Source organism: Kitasatospora sp. NPDC004272, assembly GCF_053603035.1.
Genome location: NZ_JBSGET010000136.1, coordinates 1 through 24146, shown reverse-complemented (window position 1 = coordinate 24146; position 24146 = coordinate 1). Strand labels below are relative to the sequence as shown.

Annotated in this window: 17 protein-coding genes and 1 pseudogene; 6 read left to right on the top strand and 12 right to left on the bottom strand. The window is 74.7% G+C overall.

Annotation, left to right across the window (positions count from 1 at the left end):
* Positions 1-155: 155 nt before the first annotated feature.
* From fxsT to pdxH, 6 genes are all read right to left on the bottom strand, one after another.
* Complete coding sequence (fxsT, locus tag ACWEO5_RS31075) at positions 156-4157, bottom strand: FxSxx-COOH system tetratricopeptide repeat protein (protein ID WP_452165508.1); 4002 nt, start codon at positions 4155-4157, stop codon at positions 156-158.
* Between the two features lie 107 nt (positions 4158-4264).
* Positions 4265-5515, bottom strand: a complete 1251-nt coding sequence (locus ACWEO5_RS31070) for a TIR-like protein FxsC (protein ID WP_344553759.1) — start codon at positions 5513-5515, stop codon at positions 4265-4267.
* Between the two features lie 102 nt (positions 5516-5617).
* Entirely contained in the window at positions 5618-6409 is a 792-nt protein-coding gene (locus ACWEO5_RS31065) for an aminoglycoside N(3)-acetyltransferase (RefSeq protein ID WP_452165507.1), read from the bottom strand.
* Positions 6410-6544: 135 nt separating this feature from the next.
* The gene (locus tag ACWEO5_RS31060; RefSeq protein WP_452165506.1) at positions 6545-8998 is read right to left on the bottom strand and encodes an FxsB family cyclophane-forming radical SAM/SPASM peptide maturase; all 2454 of its coding nucleotides are present in this window, start codon (positions 8996-8998) and stop codon (positions 6545-6547) included.
* Positions 8999-9042: 44 nt separating this feature from the next.
* A complete protein-coding gene (gene fxsA, locus ACWEO5_RS31055) occupies positions 9043-9213 on the bottom strand; it encodes an FxSxx-COOH cyclophane-containing RiPP peptide (protein ID WP_452165505.1) in 171 nt (56 codons plus the stop codon).
* Between the two features lie 204 nt (positions 9214-9417).
* The gene (gene pdxH, locus ACWEO5_RS31050; RefSeq protein WP_452165504.1) at positions 9418-10179 is read right to left on the bottom strand and encodes a pyridoxamine 5'-phosphate oxidase; all 762 of its coding nucleotides are present in this window, start codon (positions 10177-10179) and stop codon (positions 9418-9420) included.
* 321 nt (positions 10180-10500) lie between these two features.
* On the opposite strand from pdxH, the gene ACWEO5_RS31045 reads away from it, so the two are divergent.
* Complete coding sequence (locus ACWEO5_RS31045) at positions 10501-11601, top strand: citrate synthase 2 (RefSeq protein ID WP_452165503.1); 1101 nt, start codon at positions 10501-10503, stop codon at positions 11599-11601.
* A gap of 180 nt (positions 11602-11781) precedes the next feature.
* Complete coding sequence (serC, locus tag ACWEO5_RS31040) at positions 11782-12906, top strand: phosphoserine transaminase (RefSeq protein ID WP_452165502.1); 1125 nt, start codon at positions 11782-11784, stop codon at positions 12904-12906.
* Between the two features lie 369 nt (positions 12907-13275).
* Here the strand turns inward: serC and ACWEO5_RS31035 are convergent.
* Positions 13276-13542, bottom strand: a pseudogene (locus ACWEO5_RS31035) (aldo/keto reductase); the annotation flags it as partial.
* 157 nt (positions 13543-13699) lie between these two features.
* Here ACWEO5_RS31035 and ACWEO5_RS31030 point away from each other — a divergent pair.
* Both ACWEO5_RS31030 and ACWEO5_RS31025 read left to right on the top strand, forming a co-directional pair.
* The gene (locus ACWEO5_RS31030; RefSeq protein ID WP_452165501.1) at positions 13700-14344 is read left to right on the top strand and encodes a ScbR family autoregulator-binding transcription factor; all 645 of its coding nucleotides are present in this window, start codon (positions 13700-13702) and stop codon (positions 14342-14344) included.
* 183 nt (positions 14345-14527) lie between these two features.
* Positions 14528-16300 (top strand): glycoside hydrolase family 35 protein, encoded by a 1773-nt coding sequence (locus ACWEO5_RS31025; protein ID WP_452165500.1) that lies wholly within the window; start codon positions 14528-14530, stop codon positions 16298-16300.
* A 148-nt stretch (positions 16301-16448) separates the two neighbouring features.
* Here the strand turns inward: ACWEO5_RS31025 and thpR are convergent, their stop codons facing one another.
* From thpR to ACWEO5_RS31005, 4 genes are all read right to left on the bottom strand, one after another.
* A complete protein-coding gene (gene thpR / locus ACWEO5_RS31020; RefSeq protein WP_452165499.1) occupies positions 16449-17018 on the bottom strand; it encodes an RNA 2',3'-cyclic phosphodiesterase in 570 nt (189 codons plus the stop codon).
* Positions 17019-17284: 266 nt separating this feature from the next.
* On the bottom strand, positions 17285-18847 hold the full coding sequence (locus ACWEO5_RS31015; protein WP_452165498.1) for an MFS transporter: 1563 nt from the start codon (positions 18845-18847) through the stop codon (positions 17285-17287).
* A gap of 154 nt (positions 18848-19001) precedes the next feature.
* A complete protein-coding gene (locus ACWEO5_RS31010) occupies positions 19002-19436 on the bottom strand; it encodes a MarR family winged helix-turn-helix transcriptional regulator (RefSeq protein WP_452165497.1) in 435 nt (144 codons plus the stop codon).
* Positions 19437-19515: 79 nt separating this feature from the next.
* Complete coding sequence (locus ACWEO5_RS31005) at positions 19516-20061, bottom strand: DUF1707 and FHA domain-containing protein (protein ID WP_344553773.1); 546 nt, start codon at positions 20059-20061, stop codon at positions 19516-19518.
* Between the two features lie 202 nt (positions 20062-20263).
* On the opposite strand from ACWEO5_RS31005, the gene ACWEO5_RS31000 reads away from it, so the two are divergent.
* The gene (locus ACWEO5_RS31000; RefSeq protein WP_452165496.1) at positions 20264-20752 is read left to right on the top strand and encodes a hypothetical protein; all 489 of its coding nucleotides are present in this window, start codon (positions 20264-20266) and stop codon (positions 20750-20752) included.
* Between the two features lie 13 nt (positions 20753-20765).
* Here the strand turns inward: ACWEO5_RS31000 and aspS are convergent, their stop codons facing one another.
* The gene (aspS, locus tag ACWEO5_RS30995) at positions 20766-22082 is read right to left on the bottom strand and encodes an aspartate--tRNA(Asn) ligase (protein ID WP_452165495.1); all 1317 of its coding nucleotides are present in this window, start codon (positions 22080-22082) and stop codon (positions 20766-20768) included.
* A gap of 268 nt (positions 22083-22350) precedes the next feature.
* Here aspS and ACWEO5_RS30990 point away from each other — a divergent pair, with 268 nt between their 5' ends.
* Positions 22351-23988: a helix-turn-helix domain-containing protein gene (locus ACWEO5_RS30990; RefSeq protein ID WP_452165494.1), complete on the top strand. Its 1638-nt coding sequence runs from the start codon at positions 22351-22353 to the stop codon at positions 23986-23988.
* Positions 23989-24146: the final 158 nt, after the last annotated feature.

Sequence of the window (24146 nt, the reverse complement as noted above, 5' to 3'; positions counted from 1 at the left end):
CCGGGCCCCGCCCAATCCGCCACCCACAAGCACAGCCCCCACCCCACCCGCGGGGCCCCCCCCCCGCCGCCCCCCCCCCGGCCCCGCCGCCGCCACCGGGGCGGCGGCCCGCCGTTCCGGTCGCGGCCCGGCGGTGCGCCCGCCCCCGCCCCCGCCTACAGCGGTTGCGGCTCCAGGTCCCGGTTGGTGCGCTGCCAGCCGCGGGCGGAGACGACGGACGGGTGGTCCTCGCCGAAGAGTTCGACGAGCGCGGCGACGGCCTGCATCCGCAGGTTCTCCGCCTCGCCGCGGCGGCCCGCCGCGCGGACGGTGACGGCCAGGTTGGCCTGGCAGACCAGGGCGTCGGGGTGGGTGGCGCCGTAGCGGGCGGCGAGGCTGTCGTAGGCGTCCCGGGCCAGTTCCTCGGCCTCGGCCAGTTCGCCCGCCTCCGCGAGCGCGTTGGCGAGGTTGGTGGAGGCGTTGAGGACGAACGGGTGGACCTCGCCGAGGACCCGGGCGAGGCCCTGCAGCGCGGTCCGGCCGTGCCGGACCGCGCCGACCAGGTCGCCGGAGCCGCGCAGGTAGATGCCCAGGTTGTTCTGGCAGGCGAAGGTGAAGGGGTGGTCGTCGCCGAAGAGCCGGCGGTGGCCCTCGTAGGCGTCGGCGGCGATGTCGCGGGCGGTCTCCTTGTCGCCGGCGGCGCTGAAGTCGGCGGCGAGGTTGAGCCGGCAGGCCAGCGCGTCGACGAAGTCGGGCCCGTACAGGGCGATGTAGCGCTCGTAGGTGCGTTCGGTGAGTTCGCGGGCCTCGGCGTACTGGCCGGCCCGGCGCAGCGAGACGGCGAGCGACTTGGCGTTGCGCAGTTCCTCGGGCAGGCCGGGGGCTTCGACGTCGGTGAACGCCTCGGTGACCTCGCGCAGGAGTTCCGCCGAGCCCTTGTAGTCGCCCATCTCGCGCAGGTCGCGGGCGAGGTTGGACTTGGTGCTGAGGGTGTAGGGGTGCAGCGGGCCGAGGACGGCGGAGCGGCGTTCGAAGGTGTCCTGGTCGAGGTCCCGGGCGGCGACGGTGTTGCCGACCAGGCGGTGGTCGATGGCGAGGTTGTTGGCGACGGTGAGGGTGCGCGGGTCGTCCTCGCCGAAGAGTTCGACGAACTGGTCGTAGGTGTCCTGGTCGAGGACCAGCGCCTCCTGGAAGCGGTTGAGGTAGCGCAGGTCGGCGGCCATCGAGTTGGCGGTCATCAGGGCGTACGGGTGGTGATCGCCGAGGAGTTCGCGCTGTCCGGCCAGGGTGGCCTGGTTGAGGGCCAGCGAGTCGTTGTAGGCGCCCTGGGAGCGCAGCACGTTGGCGACCTGGAAGCGCAGGCTGTAGATCTGGCGGCGCCACAGGCGCTGTTCCTCGGGGTCGGGTTCGCCCTCGGAGCGGACCGTCCAGGCGGCGTCGAGCTGGCGGCCGAGCTGGAGGGCCTGTTCGAGGTCGACGCGCTTCCACAGGTAGCGGACCCGGTCGATGAGCAGTTCGCGCACCTCGCGCTCGTCGCAGTCCTGGGCCCGGGACGGTGCGAGGTGCGGCCAGATCTTCTCCAGGGTGGGCCAGTTGGCGGGGTCGTCGGTGTCGCCGCGGGGCGGCCGGGCGTTGACCAGGATGCGGTGCACCTGGTGCATGGCGGTGGCGCGTTCGGCCTCGCTCATGCCGCTGCGGACGACGGCCTGCACCAGCCGGTGGACCTGGAAGGAGTCGGAGGCGGCGTCGGTCTTGGCCAGCGCGTAGCGGCTGACGGCGCGCAGCACCTTGCCGAGCAGGAAGGTGTCGGTGAGTTCCTGGTCGTAGGGGACGAGGGCGAGCCGCATCTGCTCGGAGAAGAAGAACTGCCGCAGCGAGATCGGCTCGGGGGCGAAGAACGCGCACAGTTCCAGCAGCCGCACGGCGGCGGGCGACTGCTCGCGCAGCCGGGTGATGGAGACGTTCCAGGTGAGTCCGACCGGGGTGGGGTAGTCGACGGGGGTCTCGCCGGCCGCCAGGACCTTGGTGGCCTCGGCCTTGAGCTGGCTGACGTAGGTCTCGACGGGGGTGCGGGTGGTCTCCAGCCAGGCGGCGGCGACCTCGACGGCGAGCGGCAGGTCGCCGACGGCCTCGGCGACCCGGTCGGCGTCGGCGCGGGCCAGGCCGCGGACCCGCCGGGTGAGGTGGTCGACGGACTCGGTGCGGTCGAAGACGTCGACGTTGAGCACGCCGGCCTGTCCGGACCACCCCTGGTTGCGGGAGGTGACCAGGATGTGGCCGGGGCCGTCGGGGAAGAACCGGCGGATCTCGCCGGGCTCGTCCGCGTTGTCGAAGATCAGCAGCCAGTTGGGGGTCGGGATGCCCTGCCGCAGCGCGTCGCGGGCGGCCTGGGCGGCCTCGCTGACGTTGTCGCCGACCCGCAGTCCGAGGCGTCCGGCGAGGTCGGCGAGGTCGACCACGACGTTCTCGCTCTGCTCGGCGTCGACCCACCACACCAGGTCGTAGTGCGACATGTAGCGGTGCGCGTACTCCAGCGCGACCTGGGTCTTGCCGACGCCGCCGAGGCCGTACAGGGTCTGCGGCGGCGGCAGCACCGCCGTGGTGCCGCCGGCCAGTTGGGCCCGCAGGTCGTCGAGGACCTTGACCCGGCCGGTGAAGGAGTGGTTGCGCTGCGGCACCTCCCAGTAGGTGGGCTTGGTGCCGGGGAAGCGCGGCGCGCCGGGGCTGCGCTCGGGCAGGTCGGGCTCGGTGCGGCCGAGCGCGCGCAGCAGCGCGACGGCCGCGGAGGGCTCGTCGCGGCCGATCAGGTCGACGGGGTTGCGGTTGTTGTAGGGCGCGTTGAGCCGGACGTCGGAGACCCGGACCGGGATCAGCTGGCGGCGGGCCCCGGCCGGGTCGGCGAGCACGGTGCGGTCCCACAGCGCCTGGGCCTGCGGGGACTGCAGGTAGGCGGCGGACAGCAGGGCGACGGTGCGGTACGCGGAGTCGATGCCGCGCCCGGTGGCCTCGCGCGGGTTGGCCCCGGCGCCGACGTCGCGCGGGACGACCCGGTAGCCGGCGTCGGCGAGCAGCGCGGAGATCCAGTCCGCCCAGGCCCGGTCCTCGGGGACGTAGCTGAGGTACAGGTCGGCGGGGGCGGTGGGGCGGCGGCGGGCGAAGCCGTCGAGGAAGCGCAGCCGCAGGTCCTCGGGCATCGGCGGCACCCCGCTGACCCGGCCCTGGGTGATCTCCCGGGTGAGCCGCTCGTTGGCGGCGAGCATCGAGCCGGGCAGCCCGGGCTGGTCGCCGAACGGGGCGAGGATCTCCTCGTACGCGTAGAACGGCCGGTAGGGGATCTCCACGCCGGCCCAGTAGCGGGCCAGGTCGCTCTCGCCGAAGCCGGCGGGCAGGCCGGAGAACTTGATCCGGGCCAGCGCCCGGCCCGCGTCGGCCTTCTCCTTCTCGCCCTCGTCGATCCGCATCGGGACGGGCAGGATCCGGATGTCCCGGTCGCCGTAGCGGTCCTCGATCACCCGGGCGATCCGGGAGGCGCCGTCGATGGACTGGTCGCTGAGGGTGAAGCAGACCACCAGGTCGTCGGGCATCTCGACGGTGCAGATGTCGGCGGTGTCGGTGAGGCCGGTGCGGCTGTCGATCAGCACGTAGTCGTAGCGGCGCTTCATGTCGGCGCGCAGCGACTGGATGAAGCGGCGGCCCTCGTAGCGCTCGTACAGCAGGTCCCAGTCGAGGCGGGCCACCGAGTAGTCGCGGTTGCGCTGCCCGGCGGGGACGAGGTCGATCCGGCCGCCGCCGGGGAAGTGCGGCCAGGCCAGCGAGAGGGCGTGCGGGTGGATCCGGGCGAAGTCCTCGATCCACTCCGGGTCCCGGTCGATCGGGCGGCGGGCCTCCTCCAGGTAGTCGCCGAACAGGTCCATGATGCCGGTGGTGGCGGCGACCACCTCGGGGTTGAGGAACGGCCGGAAGAACTGGGCCAGGCCGGGGGCCTCCAGGTCCCAGTCGACGACCAGCACCCGGTAGCCGTTGGCGGCGAGGATCCAGGCGGTGTTGGCCAGCGCCATGGTGCGGCCGGTGCCGCCCTTGTAGGAGTAGAAGGTGACGATCCGGCCGTGCCGGTTCTCGATGGTGGCGTCGCGGCGGCGGGCCTGGATCTGCGGGCCCTTCGTCGGCCTCTCGGTCATGACGTTCCCTCCCCCGGGCCCTTGGTGCCCGTCGTGGTGCGCACGCCGTGCTCACCGGCCGGAGTCCCGACCGTCCGGTGTCCTGCAGGTGCCGTCCCGGGCCCGGCTCAGGGCCCGATGCTGGGTCTGCGCTCGCCCGGGCCGCTCTCGGGGCGGCCGCGGTGGTGCTGCTCGTGGGCGGTGCAGGCGCGCATCACGGCGCGCTCCATCTCGCCGCGGAACTCCTCGATGCTGCCGGGGGCCCCGCCGGCGCCCTCGTCGCGCAGGCTGGGCCGCTGCCGGGCGCCGCGGCTGACGGCCAGCACGCTGTCGCCGAGCTCGTTGAGCATCCGCTCGTGGTCGCGGCTCTGCTGGTCGTCGCGGTTCCAGGGCTCGATGACGGCGACCGAGTCGAGGTTGCGCCGGTCGAGCCGGCGCACCGCCTCGGACCGCCGGCCGTCCAGGAACGCCCACCGGTCGACCAGCAGCACGCTGGGCCCGGCGGGCCGCTCGCCGCCCAGCAGGTGCTCGGTCTCGTCCTCGAACTCGCCCACGGTGGGCTGGAAGCCCATGCTGCGGGCGATGTCGGCGGCGTCCTGGGAGAGCGGTCGGGAGGAGTCCGGCCGGTAGGGCTGCCAGTCGGTGCGCTGCTCGCCGTACCAGACCGCGTTGCGGTTGGGCGGCAGTTCGCGCTGCTGGTAGGAGAAGACCGAGATCCGCACCTGGTCGCCGCTGTCGGGCTGGTCGAAGGCGGACGGCTGGGACTCGAAGTCCAGCACCTGGCCGATCGGGATCACCGTCTGCTCGGCGACCTCGACGATCCGCCGGGCGAGCTTCAGCACCGCGGCCTGGTACTGCGAGCTGAACTCGTCGATCTTCATCAGCGCGTACAGGCCCTCGGCGGCGTAGTCGGGGCCGAAGCTGTCGTGGCTGAACTGGAGTTCGCCGGCGACCCGGGGCAGCTGGTAGTGGTCCATCGCCACCCACAGGGCGGGCACGATGCCGGTCATCCGCTCCGCGGTGGGGCGGCGCTGGTAGACCGAGCGGCGGCTGAACAGGTGCCACTCCTTGCCGCACGCCTCGGACTTGAAGTAGCGGGGCGAGTACAGCGGCACGAACACCCGGCAGGTGGCCAGCTCCCGGGAGAGCCGCTCGGCCCACTTCTGGCCCTGGTGCATCGAGCGGTCCATGAACCCCACCGGGTGCCCCGAGGGCACGTCGGTGATCTGCAGGATCGCCTCGCAGAGGTCCTGGTAGAGCTTCGCCACCCACAGGTTGGGGTCGGCCGCGCCCCGCGAATTGATCCGCGGCGTGTGCGCGTAGCTGAGGAAGAAGTACGGCCGGGGCGCGTCCTTCCCCTGACCCGCACCGCTGCTCACACGCGCCTCCCCCGAGCCCGCCTGTCCCTGTTCCCCCGAAAGGGACTCAAGTGTAGGAAGACCGGCGGTCCGAATGGAATAGGGCCGCGACCTGATCGGACGTCAACTCTGCCTGTTCCGGTACCACTTGTCGGCGAGATCGACCGCTTCGCGGATCGGCATCAGGTGGCAGCGGGCGTCGCCGACCGGGCCGGTCGCGATCAGCTCGGGCAGGCCCGCGGCGAGCACCTCCCCCATCTCCGGGAAGTGCTCGTCGTGCAGCCGCGTCCCGGTGAAGGAGCGCCACTCCCGGCCGCCGTCCGGGGTGCGCACCACGCACCGGTACTGCTGCTCCTCGCGGTCCGGCTGCCAGTACTCCAGCAGGTGGAGCGGTGTGCAGCACCACACCGGGACGCCGATCATCAGGCAGCGGGCGCCGCCCTCGTAGAGCCGGTGGGCGGGCGAGTCCTCGCCGAGGTGGCTGTGCCAGGGGTGCCGCCCGGTCAGCTCCCCGGCGCGCGGGCCGATCGCGGTGAAGGAGGTCTGCGGGTGGCCGCTGCGCCGGGCCCCGGGCAGCAGCCGGACCTCCTCGGCGAGCCGTCCCATGGTGGGCGACGCGGGCGTGTCGGCGGCGTCCCAGGCGGGCATGCGGTCGTGGTGTTCGCGCAGTTGGGCGGGGGTCAGCCCGGCCACGGCGGCCCGGTAGTACGAGGAGGTGCGGGAGTTCTCGGGCGTAGCGGTGTAGACCACCAGTGTGCCGTCCGCCCCGAGCGCCCCCCTGAGCGCCCGCACCACCCCGTGCACGCCGTCCACCACCGGCCCGACCGCCCGCAGCGAGGCCTGCACCAGCAGGGTCTCCCCCGGCCGGACGCCCAGCCGGTCCAGGTCCGCGACGAGTTCCGAGACGGCGTACAACGGGGCCTCCCACAGCCACGGGCCGGCGCACGGCCCTGGAACGCACAGCGGTCACGCCGCCACGACGGCGGCCGGTCACCGACCACCCTGCCCAGCGGGAGTCCGTTCCCAACCGCCGGGCCGGTGGCGGCTCCGTCAGCCCGCCCCCGCGGCCACCCGGGCCCGCCACCGGGCCAGGTTCTCGGCGGCCGCCGCCCGGGCCGCCGCCTCGGCGGCCGCGCCGACCGGGACGGCCAGCCAGGGTTCGACGGCGGTGCGCATGCCGGTGGCGAAGCGTTCGCCGAGCGGGGTGAGGGCGCCGGAGCCGGTCAGCTCCTCGATCGCCCCGACCGTGTGCGAGCGCCAACTGGCCAGCTGCAAGCGGGCGTTCTCGCGCTCCGGCCCGTCGGCGAGCACCCGCACCCGGGCCGCCCAGTACTCGGTGACCGCGAGGTGCGCGTAGGTGCCCTGGAACAGGCCCTCCAGCGGCCGCGGGTCGGGCCGCCAGGGGGCGTGGAACAGCCGCTGGTCGGTCCGGTCGTACAGGTCGTGCAGGTCGAGCACCGCGCCCAGCTTGACGTGCTGGAACTCGTGGGCGACCAGCAGGGCGAGGGTCGGCGCGGCGGCCGGGCGGGCGATGCCGACGGCGCCGAACGCCTGCCGGGCGGCGGCCGAGACGTCCCGCCCGGCGGGCCCGGGCCGCAGCGGGGTGAGGGTGGACAGCCCGGCCCGGATGCCGGGGGCGTAGCCCGGCAGGTCGCGGCCGATCAGCTCCCACGCCTCCCGCAACGCGCCGCTCCAGGCGTGCAGTTCGGCCTCGTCCAGGCGTTCGGCGACCGGCCACTGGTGGCTGTCGCGCTGCGGGTCGGTGTCCTCCAGCGCGACCGTCCAGCCGTCGGCGAGGGCGACCCGCCGCACCGGCTGCCAGCGGCCGTCGCCCGGGGCGTCCCAGCCGGTCCGGACGCCGCCGACCTCGAAGCCCTCCGGGTCGCCGGTGAGCACGGCCTCGCCCGCGCCGCCGACCAGCACCCGCCCCAGGGTGGGCAGGTGGACGGCCCCGGCCCGGACCGGCAGCGGCAGTTCGAAGGAGCGGCGGGCCCGCAGCGCGGCGGCGGCGGCCAGCTCGGCCACCCCGCCGAGGTCCGCCCCGACCGGGCCCGCCGCGCCGGAGCCCGGACCGCCGGCGTCCGCCCCGCCGGAGCCCGGACCGGCCAGGCAGCGCACCGCCCAGGCCCGGACGTACGGGTGGGTCAGCACCGCGGACAGCGCGGCACCGTCCCCGGCGTCCAGCGAGGTGACCAGCTCCCAGGCCGGGGAGGCGGTCGAGACGGCGGCCACCAGCCGCCGGGTGAGCCCGAGTTGGGCCCCGGCCAGGGCCAGGACGGTGTCGGCGCCGCCGTAGCCCGCCGCGAGTTCGTCGAGCTGGCGGTCGGTCAGCGCGGCGCCGGGCGGGTCCTGGGCCGGGACGGCGGCGGTGGGCGTCGTCCGGTCGCGGACGGTGGTGATCAGCTTCAAGAGGTCCCCGCAGAAGACGGAGGGATTGCGGAAGCCGGAGCCGTCGTCGGCCCGGTAGCGGTGCGCGTAGAGGCCGCCGCCGCAGGAGCGCACCACCGGGCAGGCCCGGCACTCCTCGGCCAGCCCCGCCAGCCCGGACTGCCGCTCCACCATGCCGGGGTGCGCGGCGACCTGGTCGAGGCTGTGCTCGAACACCGTGAACCCGGTCTCGGGCGCGCCGTCGTAGGCGGTCTTCAGGCTGTCGGCCTGCTCGAAGGACCCGTCGGTCTCCACCACGACCAGGTCGGACGGGTCCAGCCCGAGCGACTCGGTCAGGCTGGAGCGCCCGCGCAGGGTGCGGTGGATCGAGTCGAAGGTGCGGACCGGGACGGGGCGGCCCAGCTCCTCCCAGCGCCGGTGCACCGCCAGCAGCCAGTCCGCGTACGGGGTCGGGCCGAGCCCGTCCGGACGCTTGGGCGGGTCCGCCCAGGTGGCGTGCGGGAGCAGGAAGTCGACCCGGGGCGGTTCCAGCGCGACCAGCGCGTCCAGCACCGCGACGGGGTCGTTCTCCACGTCGATGGTGCACAGCAGGCCCGCGTACAGGTGCCGGTACTCGGGGCGGCGCAGCAGGCCGACCGCGGCGAGCACCTTGGCGTGGCTGCTGCGGCCGTCGGCGAAGCGGCGGTGCCGGTCGTTGGCCGCCCGGTCGCCGTCCAGCGAGATGCCGACCTTGATGCCGTGCTCGGCGAACAGGTCGAGGTGGCGGGTGTTCAGCCGCACCCCGTTGGTGTGGATCCGCAGGTCGAGGGCGCACCCGGGGGGCAGCGCGGCGCGCAGCAGTTCGGCCGCCCGGCCGAGCCGGGCCGGGCCCGCCAGCAGCGGTTCCCCGCCGTGCAGGACCACGTGGACGGCGGGCAGCCGGTGGGTGCGGGCGTGCTCGGCGATCCGCTCGGCGGTGCGGGCGAGCACCGCCTCGTCGATCACCCGCGCCTTGCCGCGCCAACTGGTGTCCGCGTGCTCGTAGACGTAGCAGTGGTCGCAGGCCAGGTCACAGCGGCCGTGGACCTTGATGACGTACTGCGAGAACGGGACGGGCGGGCGCGGCGCGGGGGGCACGGGTGATCAGGTGGAACGTCGTGTCCGGCTCGGTTCCGGGCCGGTCAGATCGAGGAGTTGAACGCGGCCACGGCCACCTGCCCGGACTCGCCGCCCGGGAGGGCCCGGTGCAGGCCCGCGGCGAGCTCCTCGGTGCCGAGGGCGGCCAGGGCTGCCAGCGAGGGGGCGGACTCCTCGGCGCGCACGCTGTCGGCGGGCTTGGTGGCGGCGACCATGATGACTCGTTTCTGCGCCCGGACGACGGGCGCCCACAACGGAGGCCCCGGCATCCTTTTGACGGGACTCACCCGCGCGGAAGTCTACGCCGCGCTACCCACTGCCCGCCGCCTCAAACGTACTCAATTTTACCAACGTACTCCCCCTGGAGTACTTGCGGCCGCCTGGAGTTGACGAACGGTCAGCTTTGCGGCAGGGGAGCCTCAGGGGCAGAGCCGCTCGACCCGCCACCCCTCGGCCGCGGCACCCGCGGCGCCCCCGCCCGCGGCCCCCTCGCCCGCGGCAACGAAGCGCAGCCGGTCGTGCAGCCGGTTCTCCCGCCCCTGCCAGAACTCGACCGTGCGCGGCACCACCCGGTAGCCGCCCCAGAACGGCGGGACGGGGACGCCCTCGCCCTCCGGGTACCGGGCGGCGAGGTCGGCGTACCGCTGCTCCAGCACCTCGCGGCCGGCCACCGGGCTGGACTGCTCGCTGGCCCAGGCGCCGAGCTGGGAGCCGTGCGGGCGGGTGCGGAAGTACGCGGCGGTCTCGTCCCGGCCGACCTTCTCCACCCGGCCGGTGACGATGACCTGGCGGGCCAGCACGATCCACGGGAAGAGCAGCGCGGCGTTCGGGTTGGCCGCCAGGTCGGCGCCCTTGCGGGAGCCGTAGTTGGTGAAGAACACGAAGCCGCGCGGGTCGTAGCCCTTGAGCAGGACGGTGCGCGCGGAGGGCAGCCCCTCGGCGTCGGCGGTGGAGAGCACCATCGCGTTCGGCTCGGGCACGCCCGCCTCGCGCGCCTCGTGGAACCACTGGGCGAACTGCTGGAACGGGTCGGCGGCGAGCTGCCCCTCGGTGAGGCCCTCGTGCCGGTAGTGCTCGCGCATCGCGGCCGGGTCGGGCCCCGGGGGCGGGGCGGATCCGGTGGAGGGGGCGGATCCAGCGGGCAGGGACTCGGCGCTCGGACGGCGTTCCGCGGTAGGCACGCCCCCATCATTCCGTACGACAAGCGCCGGGCGCCGCCCCGCCCGGCCGGCGGCCGGGAGTAGGGTGGCTCGCCACCGCTTCGGCACCCGCCGCCCGGGGAACCGTCCGGCCGTCGCCCGGTGCGCCCCGGAGGATCCGCCGACGACGCCGGAGACGACGGGCCGGAGCGGCCCGTGGGGGAAACATCACCGTCGTGGTGTATGGCGCAATGCACTCCGTGCCTGTCAGTCTGACACCGAGTGCCAATCACCATCGGCCACCGGCACGCCGCCCCACCACGGCCGCGCGCCGCCGTCGGATCATTTGAAGGAGCCGTTCAGATGTCGGATTTCGTACCCGGCCTTGAGGGTGTAGTCGCCTTCGAGAGCGAGATCGCCGAGCCCGACCGCGAGGGCGGGGCGCTGCGCTACCGCGGGGTGGACATCGAGGACCTGGTCGGCCAGGTCTCCTTCGGACACGTGTGGGGCCTGCTGGTGGACGGCAAGTTCGCCCCCGGCCTGCCGGCCGCCGAGCCGTTCCCGATCCCGGTCCACTCCGGCGACATCCGGGTCGACGTGCAGTCCGCCCTCGCCATGCTGGCCCCGGTCTGGGGCCTCAAGCCGCTGCTGGACATCTCCGCCGAGCAGGCCCGCGACGACCTCGCCCGGGCCGCCGTGATGGCGCTGTCCTACGTGGCCCAGTCGGCCCGCGGCCAGGGCCTGCCGATGGTCCCGCAGCGCGAGATCGACAAGGCGGGGACGATCGTCGAGCGGTTCATGATCCGCTGGCGCGGCGAGCCCGACCCGAAGCACGTCAAGGCCGTCGACGCGTACTGGACCTCGGCCGCCGAGCACGGCATGAACGCCTCCACCTTCACCGCCCGGGTGATCGCCTCCACCGGCGCGGACGTCGCGGCGGCGCTGTCCGGCGCGGTCGGCGCGATGTCCGGCCCGCTGCACGGCGGCGCGCCGTCCCGGGTGCTCGGCATGATCGAGGAGATCGAGCGCACCGGCGACGCGGCCGGCTACGTGAAGAACGCCCTCGACAAGGGCGAGCGCCTGATGGGCTTCGGCCACCGGGTCTACCGCGCCGAGGACCCGCGCGCCCGGGTGCTGCGCCGCACCGCCAAGGAGCTCGGCGCGCCGCGCTTCGAGATCGCCGAGGCGCTGGAGAAGGCCGCCCTGGAGGAGCTGCACAACCGCCGCCCCGACCGGGTGCTGGCCACCAACGTCGAGTTCTGGGCCGCCATCATGCTGGACTTCGCCGAGGTCCCGGCGCACATGTTCACCTCGATGTTCACCTGCGCCCGCACGGCCGGCTGGTCGGCGCACATCCTGGAGCAGAAGCGCACCGGCCGGCTGGTCCGCCCGGCCGCCCGCTACACCGGCCCGGCCGCCCGCAAGCCGCAGGAGATCGAGGGCTGGGAGCAGATCGCCGGCTGACCCACTTCCGGGTGAAAAGCTGACGTTCCGTCAGCCCCGGCACGGCCGTCACCGGGCGCGCGCACACCCCCTGACCAGGGGTCACGCGCCCCGGTGCGGCCTGTCCGGAGCGGCCAAGATCACGTCTCAGCGGCCGGACGGGCGTACCGCCGCCGCACGTCCGGGGGATAGGGTGCGGGTGTGGCTCAGATTCAGATCCCCGCCGACAATCTGCCCAACGACGGCCGCTTCGGCTGCGGCCCCTCCAAGGTGCGCCCCGAGGCCCTGAGTGCCCTCGCCGCCACCGGAACCTCCCTGCTGGGCACCTCCCACCGCCAGGCCCCGGTCAAGAACCTCGTCAAGCGCGTCCGCCAGGGCGTCGCCGAGCTGTTCTCGCTGCCGGAGGGCTACGAGGTCGTGCTCGGCAACGGCGGCTCCACCGCGTTCTGGGACATCGCCGCGTTCGGCCTGGTGCGCGAGAAGTCGCAGCACCTCGACTTCGGCGAGTTCTCCTCCAAGTTCGCCTCCTCCGTGAAGGCCGCCCCCTGGCTGGCCGAGCCGACGGTGATCAAGACCGCCCCGGGCACCCACCCGCTGCCGGTCGCCGAGGCGGGTGTGGACGTCTACGGCCTCACCCACAACGAGACCTCCACCGGTGTCGCGATGCCGATCCGCCGTCCCGAGGGCGCGGACGCCGGCTCGCTGGTCCTGGTCGACGCCACCTCCGGCGCCGGCGGCCTGCCGGTCGACATCCGCGAGACGGACGTCTACTACTTCGCCCCGCAGAAGTCCTTCGCCTCCGAGGGCGGCCTCTGGCTGGCCAGCTTCTCGCCGGCCGCGCTGGAGCGCGCCGCGGAGATCGCCGGCTCCGGCCGGTACATCCCGCCGTTCTTCGACCTGCCGACCGCGATCGACAACTCGTCGAAGGACCAGACGTACAACACCCCGGCCATCACCACCCTCTTCCTGCTGGCCGACCAGCTGGAGTGGCTGAACGGCCAGGGCGGTCTGGACTGGGCGGTGGCCCGCACCGCGGAGTCCTCCTCGATCCTGTACTCCTGGGCCGAGAAGTCCTCCTTCGCGCAGCCCTTCGTGGCCAAGCCGGAGGAGCGCTCGCAGGTCGTCGGCACCATCGACTTCGACGACTCGGTCGACGCCGCCGCGGTGGCCAAGGCACTGCGTGCCAACGGCATCGTGGACACCGAGCCGTACCGCAAGCTGGGCCGCAACCAGCTGCGCGTCGCGATGTTCCCGGCGGTCGACCCGGCGGACGTCGAGAAGCTCACCGGCGCCATCGACTACGTGGTCGAGCACCTGAACGGCTGATCCGACGCCTTCCCGGGAGGCCCCGGTCCGCGCGAGCGGGCCGGGGCCTCCCGGCGCCCCGGGCCGGGCCCGGTCCTCAGGGCCGACAGCCGGGCCGTCCGGGTCGCCCTGACCGAACTGGGCGGCGAGACGGCCGAGCGCTTCTACGCCGCGGCCTGTCGGCGGGTCGACGAACTCCCCTCCGGGCTGGACGCCGAGCAGCGCGGGACGCCGACCGCGCCGCTCGAACGGGTGGTGCTGGACAACGAGGCCCCCGAGGTCTTCACCGAGCCCGGCGCCTGACGCCCCCGCCCCGCCCCGCCCCGCCCCGCCCCGCCCCGCCCCGCCCGCTCACCAGGCGTACGCCTCCGGCGGGCGCTCCGGGTCGCCGGCGAACCCGCGGCCGATGACCTCCTCGGTGGAGGTCTCGCCCGGGCGGGTGCCGTAGACGTTCGCGGTGTCGGAGAAGTTGACGCCGTGCTCGTGCGCCCGCCGCATCACCGCGCGGCTCTCGCGCCCGTCCGCCTCCGGCCCGAAGTTCATCGTGCCGAGCACCAGCCGGGACACCGCGAGCCCGCTGCGGCCGAGCCGGGTGTACTCCGCGGCGACCGCCCCCCATCCCCGACGGCCCGCCGGTCGGGCCGCTCCGCCGCCCAGAATACCGACAGACTTGTATGGAAATCGCGCTTTCCCGATCTCCGGTGGACCAGCACCCGCCGGAACAGCGCCCTCCGACGCCCGGCGGACCCCAGCACTAGGATGCAGACCGGTCGGCATGTCAGACGTCGGCCCGACATCGCAGGAGGAGACCGGAGTGACGAAGCAGGAACGCGGCATCCGCTCGCGGCAGGCCATCCTGGAGGCCGCCGCCGAGGTCTTCGACCTGCGCGGCTACGACGCCGCCGGGACCAACGAGATCCTCGCCCGCACCGGCCTGACCAGGGGCGCGCTCTACCACCACTTCCCGTCCAAGGAGGCCATCGCGCTCGCCGTCCTGGACGCCCACGGCGCCGCCCTGACCGCCGTCCCCGCGCACGCCAGCCGGCTGCAGTCCGTCATCGACCTGGGCTTCGCCTTCGCCGACCGCCTGCGCACCGACGTCGTCCTGCGCGCCGCCGTCCGCCTCGCCGTCGAACGGACCTCGCTGACCCGGCCCGCCGTCACCCCGTACGAGCAGTCCCGCGCCGTCGTCCGGGCCCTGCTCGCCGACGCCGCCGAACGCGGCGAGACCCTGCCCGGCCTCGACCCCGACGAGGCGGCGGACGTCGTCATCGCCGCCTTCACCGGTGTCCGGGTGATGTCCCAGGTCCACACCGACCGCGCCGACCTGCCCGAACGCCTCACCGCCCTGTGGCGGACGCTGCTGCCCGGCCTCGCCGCCCCCGGCATGATCAGCCGCCTGCGCACCACCCCGCCGCCGTCGGACGGCGACGCCGCTACTTCTGCACGATCGCGCTGATGATCACCACGACCAGCAGCAGGACGAACGCGCCGGTGACGATCCGCATACGAGTCTTCGGGTCCACCCTCCGAGGGTAATCGGTCGAACGCCCCGCCCCGCACACAGGGCGCTCGTCCCGACGTTCCGCCCCGCCGCGCATGTCTCCGGGCTGGCCCCGGGACCGTTGGGCAGGCTAGGGGCATGCTCACCTACGACTCGAACGGCTTCCGCCTCGACGGCCGACCGCTGCGCATCCTGTCCGGTGCGGTGCACTACTTCCGCAGCCGCCCCGAACAGTGGCCCGACCGGCTGGCGGCGGCGCGCGCGATGGGGCTGAACACGGTGGAGACGTACGTGCCGTGGAACCTGCACGAACCCGCGCCCGGGCGGTACGCCCGACTCGACGAGCTCGGCGCGTTCCTCGACGAGGCGCACCGGCAGGGCCTGTGGACGATCGTCCGGCCCGGCCCCTACATCTGCGCCGAGTGGGACAACGGCGGCCTGCCCGGCTGGCTCACCGCCCGGCTCGGCCGCCGGGCCCGCACCGGCGACCCCGGGTTCCTCGCCGCCGTGGACGCGTTCTTCGACGTCCTGCTGCCCCGGGTGGTCGAGCGCCAGTGGGGGCGGCCCGGCGGAACCGTGCTGATGGTGCAGGTCGAGAACGAGTACGGGGCCTTCGGCAGCGACCGCGACTACCTCGCCCACCTGGCCCGCGGCCTGCGGGAGCGGGGCGTCACCGTCCCGCTGTTCACCTCCGACGGCCCCGAGGACCACATGCTCGCGGCCGGCACCGTCCCCGGCGTGCTGGCTACCGTCAACTTCGGCTCCGACCCCGAGGGCGCCTTCGCCACACTGCGCCGCCACCGCCCCGAGGACCCGCCGTTCTGCATGGAGTACTGGAACGGCTGGTTCGACCACTGGGGCAAGCCGCACCACACCCGGGACGCCGCCGACGCCGCCGACACCCTGCGCCGCATCCTCGCCGCCGGCGGCTCGGTCAACCTCTACATGGCCCACGGCGGCACCAACTTCGGCACCACCGCCGGCGCCAACCACGCCGACCCGCCGTTCAACTCCACCGACTGGACGCACTCCCCCTACCAGCCCACCACCACCTCCTACGACTACGACGCCCCGCTCGACGAACGCGGGCTGCCCACCGCCAAGTTCGAAGCCTTCCGGCAGGTCATCGCCGACTTCGCCGCCGAACAGCCGCAACTCGTCCGCTACTTGGACAACCGCACCCCCGAACTCCCCGCCCCCGCACCGGTGCTGGCCGCCCGCGAGGTGATCCTCGACGAGTACGCCGAGCTGCCGTTCGGCCCCGCCGTCGCCTCCCCCGTCCCACCGCTGTTCGAAGAACTCGGCCTGGAGCACGGCCTGGTCCGCTACACCGCGACGCTCCCCGCCGCCAGCCCCGAACTCCCGCTCACCGTCGAAGGACTGCGCGACCGGGCCGGCCTGCGGGTGGACGGCAAACCCGTGGCCGCCCTCGAACGCGGCGTGCCCGCCGAACCCGTCACCGCGGGCGGCGGCGCCCGGATCAGCCTGCTCGTCGAATCCCTCGGCCGGGTCAACTACGGCCCGCGGACCGGCGAGACCAAGGGCGTCACCGGCGTCCGCCACGAACGCCAGTACGTGCACGGCTGGCACGCCGAACCGCTCGCCCTCGACCCGCTCCCCCGCACCACCGCCTGGGGCCCCGGCACCCCCGCCCCCGAGACGCTCGCCCGCGGCACCCTCCACCTCGACGCCCCCGGCGACACCTTCCTCGCCGTCCCCGAGGGCCACCACGGCTACCTCTGGGCCAACGGCTTCCTCCTCGGCCGCTACGACGCCCGCGGCCCCCAGCACACCCTCTACTGCCCCGCCCCCCTCCTCCGCCCCGGCCCCAACACCCTCACCCTCCTCGAACTCGGCCCCAGCGACCCGTCCCGCATCCAGCTCCGCGCGACCCCGGAGATCAACGGCTGACCGACCGGGGGGACGCACCACCAGGGGCGCGGGGGACCGCGCGGCCGACCGAGCAGGCACAGCCGGATCACGACGCAGGACAACCACGCGCACCACCCCGCGACCACGCTGACGCGCCACTCCCGGTCCCGCCCCGGCGCAGCGGGTCTCAGCGCAGCGGGTCGCCCAGCGGCCAGCCCTCCACCACCGTGTAGCGGGCCGGGCCGTAGCCCGTCTCGCTGCGCATCAGTTGGATCCGCTCGGCCGCCCACTCGGTGCCGCGGAAGTCCCGCATCGCGGCGGCCATCGTCCTCAGCTGCCCCGGCCCGTCCGGTCTCCGTCCCCGGGTGGTGCCGGAGCGGGCGAGGGTCAGGTGCGGTTGGAAGCCGTGTCCCCCGTCCTCGACGTCCAGGGTCCGCTGCACGGCCGCCGCCAGGGCCCGCAGGGCGCGGGTCCCGCCCTCGACGCCCGCCCAGAGGGCCCGTTCGCCGAAGGTGCCGCCGCCGGCCAGCCGCAGCCGGTGGGCCGGGTGTTCGCCGGCCAGCCGGGCGAGGGCCCCTTCCAGGGCGGGGACCTCGTCGGCCGGCACCTCGCCCAGGAAGGCCAGGGTGAGGTGCCATCCGGCGGGTTCGGTCCAGCGCAGCCGGTCCGCGCCGGGGAGTTCGCGCAGCGGCGCCGCGGCGTCGGCGAGTTCCCGTCTGGCGCGGGCCGGGGGGTTCACGGCGACGAAGAGCCTCATCCCGCCATCCTGCCGCACACCCCCGGCCCGCCGGGGGGACGGGGAAGAGGTCGCACCGGTCCGTACCGGAGGGCCCGGCTCCACTCCGCCCCCGTCCCGTGGCCTAGTGCCGCGTCAGGCGACCTTTGCCGCGAAGGAGCGGCGTCCGGTGCGTGCTGTCGGCGTGCCGGCCGGAAGCCCTCGTACTGGATGTACTTGGGTTTTCGGCCGGTGCGGCGAGAGTGCGTGCCGGGCGCCGCGACGGGCGAAGGTCGCCTGACGCGGCACTAGCAGGCGGTCGCCAGGTCGTCCTTCTGCACCACCGAGAACACCCGGCCGCGGGTCCGCACCGGGTGCAGGTCCAGGCGCAGCCGCAGGCCGCTGATCCGGCCGAGGACCAGTGCGACCACGCCGGCCGCAGCGGCGGAGACCAGGCCGCAGGCGAGCAGGCCCAGGCGCGGGCCGTACTGGGCGGTGATCCAGCCGACCAGCGGGGCGCCGATCGGGGTGCCGCCGGTGAAGACCAGCACCAGCAGGCCCATCACCCGGCCGCGCATCTCGGGGTCGGTGCCGAGCTGCAGGGCCGAGTTGACCGAGGTGTTGAAGGTCAGGCCGAAGACGCCGATCAGGGTGAGCAGCAGCGCGAAGGTCCAGTAGCCGGGCGCGAACGCGGCCAGCACCTCCAGCGTGCCGAAGGCGAGCGCGGCGAACACCAGGCGGCGCAGCCGGGGCGCGCCGCGGCGGGCGGCGAGCAGGGCGCCGGTGAGCGAGCCGACCGCCATCGCGGTGTTGAGCAGGCCGTACGCGCCCGCGCCGACGTGGAAGGTGTCGTGCGCGAAGCCGGAGAGCAGGGTCGGGAAGTTGAACCCGAAGGTGCCGATGAACCCGGCGAGCACCATCGGCCAGAGCAGCTCGGGGCGTTCCCGGACGTAGCTCAGGCCCTCGCGGAGCTGTCCGCGCCGGCGGGCGATCCGCTCGACGGGGCGCAGTTCGCTGCTGCGCATGGCGAGCAGGCCGCCGATGACCGCGACGAAGGAGAGCCCGTTGACGGCGAACGCCCAGCCGCTGCCGACCGCGGCGATCAGCGCGCCGGCGACGGCGGGGCCGACCAGGCGGGCGGTCTGGAAGTTGGCGGCGTTCAGGCTGACCGCGTTGGCGAGGTCCTTGGCGGGGACCATCTCGCTGACGAACGCCTGCCGGGTCGGGTTGTCGACCACGGTGACCAGGCCGAGCAGCAGCGCGAACAGGTAGACCGCGACGGGCGTGACGGTGCCGGTGATGGTGAGCAGGGCGAGGCCGGCGGCGAGCAGGCCCATCGCGCCCTGGGTGGCGATCAGCAGGCGGCGCTTGGGCAGCCGGTCGGCGAGGACGCCGCCCCACAGGCCGAGCAGCAGCATGGGCAGGAACTGCATCGCGGTGGTGATGCCGACCGCGAACGGGCTGCCGGTGAGGCTGAGCACCAGCCAGTCCTGGGCGATGCGCTGCATCCAGGTGCCGGTGTTGGAGACCACCTGTCCGGCGAAGTAGTACCGGTAGTTGCGGATGCGCAGGGACGAGAACATCCCTCCCGGGCGGCTGAACCGGCCCGGCGAAGCGGCGGGGGTCTCCGCCGCGGTGGGATGCTCGGGGTCGTCGTCGCCGCTGCCCGGCAGGCCCGTGGGGGCGGGTGCCTGGGTCTGCGCGGCGGGGGCGCCGGTGGGCGCGGTCTCGGTGGCGGCCGCTTCGTCGGTGAGCGGTTCGTCGTGGCGCGCGCCCGCGGGGCGGGTGGTCAGGCGCCGGGGGTCGGTGCGGAGGTCGGTGCGGATGGTCGCGGTGCGGATCGCGGCGGCGCGGGCGGCCGGCGGTGTCAAGGTGGTCTCCCCTCGGCGCGCCGCGGCCGGTCGTCCGGTCGCGGCGCGGTGTGTGGCGCTGGTGGGTGCTGCGGTGATGCGGTTCTCCTTCGTTCGCCCGGGACGGGTGCTGGACGGGGTCGGGCCGGTGCCGGACTGGTCCGGACCGGGTCGGCTACATGTTGGCCAGCTTGTAGAGCACGGGCGCGGCGGCCTTCAGCCGCTCCCATTCCTCCGCGTCGAGGCCCTCGGCGAGCTGGGCCAGCCAGGCGTTGCGCCGGCGGCGGGACTCGTTGAGGATCTCCTCGGCCTGCTCCGTACTGCTGACCACCACCTGCCGGCGGTCCTCCGGGTGCGGCTCGCGCCGCACCAGGCCCTTCTCCTCCAGCATCGCGATGATCCTGGTCATCGACGGCGGCTGGACGTGCTCCTTGCGGGCCAGCTCACCTGGTGTCGCCCTGCCGCAGCGGGCGAGCGTGCCGAGCACCCCCATCTCGGTGGGGCTCAGCGACTCCTCGACCCGCTGGTGTCGCAACCGTCGGGCCAGGCGCATCGCGGACGACCGCAGCTGGCTTACCGCCAGCAGGTCGTCCTCGGACATCTCGGGCATGTCATTAGACTACGTCATTACCGAGTCTAAGGAAAATTGATTTCCGCCACACCGCGGCGGGGCGCCGGAGCCGTCCCGCTCAGTCCGCGGTGAGGTGGAAGCCCAGCCGGCCGAAGCGCAGCCGGTCGCCGGCCCGGACCGCCGTGCCGCCGGCCACCCGGCGGTCGTTGACGAAGGTGCCGTTGCTGGAGCCCAGGTCGTACAGCACCCAGCCGCCGGCCTCGAAGCGCAGCTCGGCGTGGTGCCGGGAGACGGTCGAGTCGCCCAGCCGGAGGTCGGAGCCGGTCATCCGGCCGATCCGCAGCCGCCGGACGCCCGGGTCGGGCAGCCGCAGCCTGGTCAGCTGCTCGGCGTGCCAGGTCTGCCGCAGCCGGACCTGGAGCGCGGAGACCTTGGCCACCCCGCGCAGCAGCGCCCGGGAGACCGGCCCGTAGGTGCGCAGGTCGCCGACCACCTCGGCGAGTTCCGCCCGGCTGCGGGCGGTCAGCACCAGTTCCATCCGGCGGATGAAGGTGTCGTGCGAGAGCCGGCCGCTGCCGACCCCGTCCCGCAGCACCTCCAGCGCGCTGTCCCGCTCGGCCTGCGAGGGGCGGGCGAGCTGGGTGCTGAACTCCTGAGCGGCCATATCGTGATTGTCGGGCGGCCGGTCCGCGCTGTCCAGCACACCGTCGGCCCACGACCGGAAGGGGCCCGACTCCCGTGCGGCACAACGGCCTTCGGGCGGATCCGGGCCGACTCCCCGCGCACCGGAACGCCCTCCCGGCCGGGCCGGTGCTGGCAGGATCTGGGGCACCGCACCGACGACCGGCCCGGGGAGCGCCCGCCACATGCCCGTGATCGCCGTGACCGGGCACCTGGACCTCGCCCCGGCCACCTCACGCGCCGTCCGCACCGCCCTGGACGCGCTCCTCGCCCCTTGCCCCGCAGCGGAGTTGACCGGGGTCTCCTGCCTCGCGCCGGGCGCCGACACGCTGTTCGCGGACGCCGTACTGGCCCGCGGCGGACGCCTGGTCGCCGTGCTGCCCGGCCCCGGCCACCCGGGCCCGGACGTCACCGCCGCCGAGCGCGCCGCGTTCGAGCGGCTGCGCGCCGCCGCGCACCGGGTGGTGGTGCTGCCCGCGGCCCGGCTCGACCCGGCCGCGTACGTCGCCGCCAACGACCGGCTGCTGCTGCTCGCCGACCGGCTGGTCGCGGTCTGGGACGGCGGACCGGGCAACGGGCCGGGCGGGACGGCCGACATGGTCGCCGCTGCCCGGGCCGCCGGGCTACCGGTGGACGTCCTGTGGCCGCCCGGCGCGGCCCGCACCGGGCGCTGAACCCCCGGACCCCCTACGGCTCCAGCCGGTTCGGGCCGCGGAAGAGGAACACCGCGTCCCGGATCGAGGGCAGGCCGAGGGCCAGCATCAGCACCCGGGCCAGCCCGAGGCCGAACCCGCCGTGCGGGGGCATGCCGTACCGGAAGCAGTCCAGGTACCGGCCGAGCGGGCCCTCGGGTCCGGTGTCCATGCCCTTCTCCCGGGCCTGCTCGACCAGCGTGCCGTGGCGGTGCTCGCGCTGCGCGCCGGTGGTGATCTCGACGCCCTTCCACAGCAGGTCGAAGGACTCGGTGACGGACGGGTCGTCGGCCGGGCGCAGGTGGTAGAACGGCCGCACCGAGGCGGGGAAGGCCGTCACGAACACGAACTCGTGCCCGGTCTCCCGCCAGACCAGCGCGCTGAGCAGCCGCTCGCCCTCCGGGTCCAGGTCCTCCCGGACGCCCTCCGGGTCCCAGCCGGCCTCCCGCAGCTTCCGCACGGCCTCGGCCATCGTCAGCCGGGGGAAGGGCAGTTCGGGCACCACGACCCGCACGCCCCAGTGCCGCTCGATCTCCCCGCCGTGCCGTTCGGCGACCTGCTCCAGCACCCGGCGCAGCATCCGCTCCTCGAAGGACATCACGTCCTCCACGCCGTCGATCCACGCCAACTCGACGTCCACACCGGTGAATTCGGTGGCGTGCCGGGAGGTGAAGGAGGGTTCGGCGCGGAACACCGGGCCGATCTCGAAGACCCGGTCGATGCCGCCCGCCACGGCCATCTGCTTGTAGAACTGCGGGGACTGGGCCAGGTACGCCTTTCGGTCGAAGTACCCGACCTCGAACACCTCGGCGCCGGACTCGGAGGCGGTGCCCATCAGTTTCGGCGTGTGCAGCTCGGTGCAGCCCTCCTCGGCGGCGACCTCCCGCATCGCCCGCTCGACCGTGGTCTGCACCTCGAACACCAGCCGCCGCTCCGGGCGCCGGAGGTCCAGGAACCGCCAGTTCAGCCGCTGTTCGGGGCCGGTCTCCGCGCCGATCGGCAGCCCGGGCTCGGCCGCCGACACCACCTCGACCCGCTCCGGGACGATCTCCAGCCCGCCCAGCTTCACCACCGGGTTGGCCACCACCCGGCCGGTCACCACCACCGCCGACTCCACCGTCAGCCCGCGCAGCAGTCCGTCGAGCGCGTCCCCCTCGCCCCCGCGCCGGTGCGTGACCTGCACCGCCCCCGTGTGGTCCCGCACCACCACGAACCGCACCTTGCTCTGCAGCCGCAGCGTGTCGACCCACCCCTTGACCGTCACCGTCCGACCGACCGCGGCCGGCAGCTCACCGACGAGGACACGCACCATGCCGAAGCAACTCCCTGGGTTGCGGGCGCGTTGGTCGCGCCACGAGAAGAGCGGTAGACAGCCGCCCGAGGACGCGCCCACCCTAACCCGTTCGTACCCGCTCCCACCTCGGGTTTTTCTCCCGCCCCCGGACCGCGCCCCGCCCCGCCGCAGGCCCGTGACGGGCGGTGACAGCCGCCGGGGGCGGCCCTACGATGGCCCGACTCGGGTCGGCCCGAGCGGAGTTGACCACCAGTCAGAGATGCGTGCGTTCCGGGGAGGCGGCCCGATGGTCGAGGATGCGTGGGACAGATCGGCACTGCGGGCGGGCACCCTGGCCAGGCTGCTCGCCCTGACCGACACCCTGGTCGACCCGGTGGCGGCACCGGACCCGCTGGCCCCCGTCCGGCACCTGTCGGTGTTCGACCCGCTCGACGCCCCGGGCCCGGACCGGGCCGGGACCGTCCTGGTCGCGATCGGGGTCGACCCGCGCTCGGCGGCCGCCGAGGACCTGCTGCGCGACGCGGGCGCGGACCGGGTGACGGCCGTGGTGCTGCGGGGAGTGGCCGACCGGGCCCGCCGGGAACGGCTGGGCGGGATCGCGGAACGGGCCGGAACCGCCCTGCTGCTGCGCGCCGCCTGGACGGACTGGCAGACCGTGGTCGCCACCCTGCGGGCCGCCCTGGAGAGCCCGGTCGCGGACCACGGCAACGTGCTGCTGGGCGACCTCGGCGGCCTGGCCCGCCAGATCGCCCGGGAGGTCGAGGGGGCGGTGACCATCGAGGACCCGGACTCCCGGGTCCTCGCGCACCACGCCGAGAGCATCGACCTGGACCGGATCCGGCTCTGGACCGTCCTGACCGGCGCCGTCCCCGAGGAGCGGCGCCGGGCGATGAACCAGGACGGCTTCTTCAAGCAGCTCTGGTCCTCGAACCGGGTGCTGCACCGCCTCCCCGACGGGGACGTGCCGGAGCGGATGGCCGTCGCGGTGCAGGCCGGCGGCATGCGCCTCGGCTCGATCTGGGTGGCCGCGATCACCGGGAAGGCCCTGGAGAGCCGGGCCGTCGACGTCCTGCGGGCCGCCGCCGAGACCGCCGCCGCCCACCTGCTGCACCACCACACGCACCACGGCGCCCGGCACGCCCTGCTGCTCGGCTCGGCCCGCGCGGTGCTCGACGGCCCGGGCTCCGGCGCCCTGCTCGCCGGGCACAGCGGCATCCCCGCCGACGCCCACTGCGCCGTCCTGGCCGTCGGCGCGCCCGGCCCGGTGGGCGACGACCGCCGCGCCGAGCTGGAACGGGCGGTGCGCCTGTGCCGGCCCCGCCCCGGCAGCGGCCACCTGGTCCTCCCCGCCGAGCGCGGCGTCCTGGTCCTGCTCGGCGGGCTGGCGAAGACCCCGGCCGAGGCCCGGACCCAGGTCACCGACTACGGCCGCCTGCTGTCCGCGGACCTGACCGCCCGGCTGGGCGTCCGGGTACCGGTCGGCATCGGCCCGGTCCAGGCCCGGCTGGACGACGCCGCCCGCTCCCGCCGGTCCGCCGAACTCGCCCTGGGCGGGCTGCTGTTCCTCCGCAAGACGCCCGAACCCGACTGCGCCACCGTCGAACAGGTCGCCGACGCGGTCGCCCTGCGCCAGATCATCGAGACGGTGGACGGGCTGCCGCTGCCGGTGCGCACCTCGGTGTCCCGGCTCGCGGAGGCCGAACCGCGCACCGGCCACCCCCCGCTGAAGCTGCTGTCCGCGTACCTGAGCCACCACGAGCAGAAGGGCCCGGCCGCCGACTCGCTCGACATGCCCCGCACCACCTTCAGCCAGCAACTCGCCAGGCTGCGCAAGACCTTCGGCCTGGACACCGACGACGCCGACGCCATGCTGCTCGCCCGCATCCAGCTCCTGGTCCGCAAGTACCGGGCCGACCGGGACTGACCCGGGCGCCCGCCCGGGCGCCCACCCCGGCCGCCGACGCACGGCCGCCGGACCGGCCGGGACCGACCCGGCGGTGCGCGGACGCCGGATCCGCCCCCGAGACCGGTGCCCGCGCGCCGTCCCGGCCCGACCGGGCGCCGCGCGCCGCCGCCCGCACC

Excerpts from the sequence above, each read along its gene's own strand:
- fxsT (WP_452165508.1), bottom strand. The coding sequence starts at position 4,157 with ATGACCGAGAGGCCGACGAAGGGCCCGCAGATCCAGGCCCGCCGCCGC.
- aspS (WP_452165495.1), bottom strand. The coding sequence starts at position 22,082 with ATGGTGCGTGTCCTCGTCGGTGAGCTGCCGGCCGCGGTCGGTCGGACG.
- fxsA (WP_452165505.1), bottom strand. The coding sequence starts at position 9,213 with ATGGTCGCCGCCACCAAGCCCGCCGACAGCGTGCGCGCCGAGGAGTCC.
- ACWEO5_RS31005 (WP_344553773.1), bottom strand. The coding sequence starts at position 20,061 with ATGGCCGCTCAGGAGTTCAGCACCCAGCTCGCCCGCCCCTCGCAGGCC.
- ACWEO5_RS30990 (WP_452165494.1), top strand. The coding sequence starts at position 22,351 with ATGGTCGAGGATGCGTGGGACAGATCGGCACTGCGGGCGGGCACCCTG.
- ACWEO5_RS31045 (WP_452165503.1), top strand. The coding sequence starts at position 10,501 with ATGTCGGATTTCGTACCCGGCCTTGAGGGTGTAGTCGCCTTCGAGAGC.
- ACWEO5_RS31010 (WP_452165497.1), bottom strand. The coding sequence starts at position 19,436 with ATGCCCGAGATGTCCGAGGACGACCTGCTGGCGGTAAGCCAGCTGCGG.
- ACWEO5_RS31000 (WP_452165496.1), top strand. The coding sequence starts at position 20,264 with ATGCCCGTGATCGCCGTGACCGGGCACCTGGACCTCGCCCCGGCCACC.
- thpR (WP_452165499.1), bottom strand. The coding sequence starts at position 17,018 with ATGAGGCTCTTCGTCGCCGTGAACCCCCCGGCCCGCGCCAGACGGGAA.
- ACWEO5_RS31025 (WP_452165500.1), top strand. The coding sequence starts at position 14,528 with ATGCTCACCTACGACTCGAACGGCTTCCGCCTCGACGGCCGACCGCTG.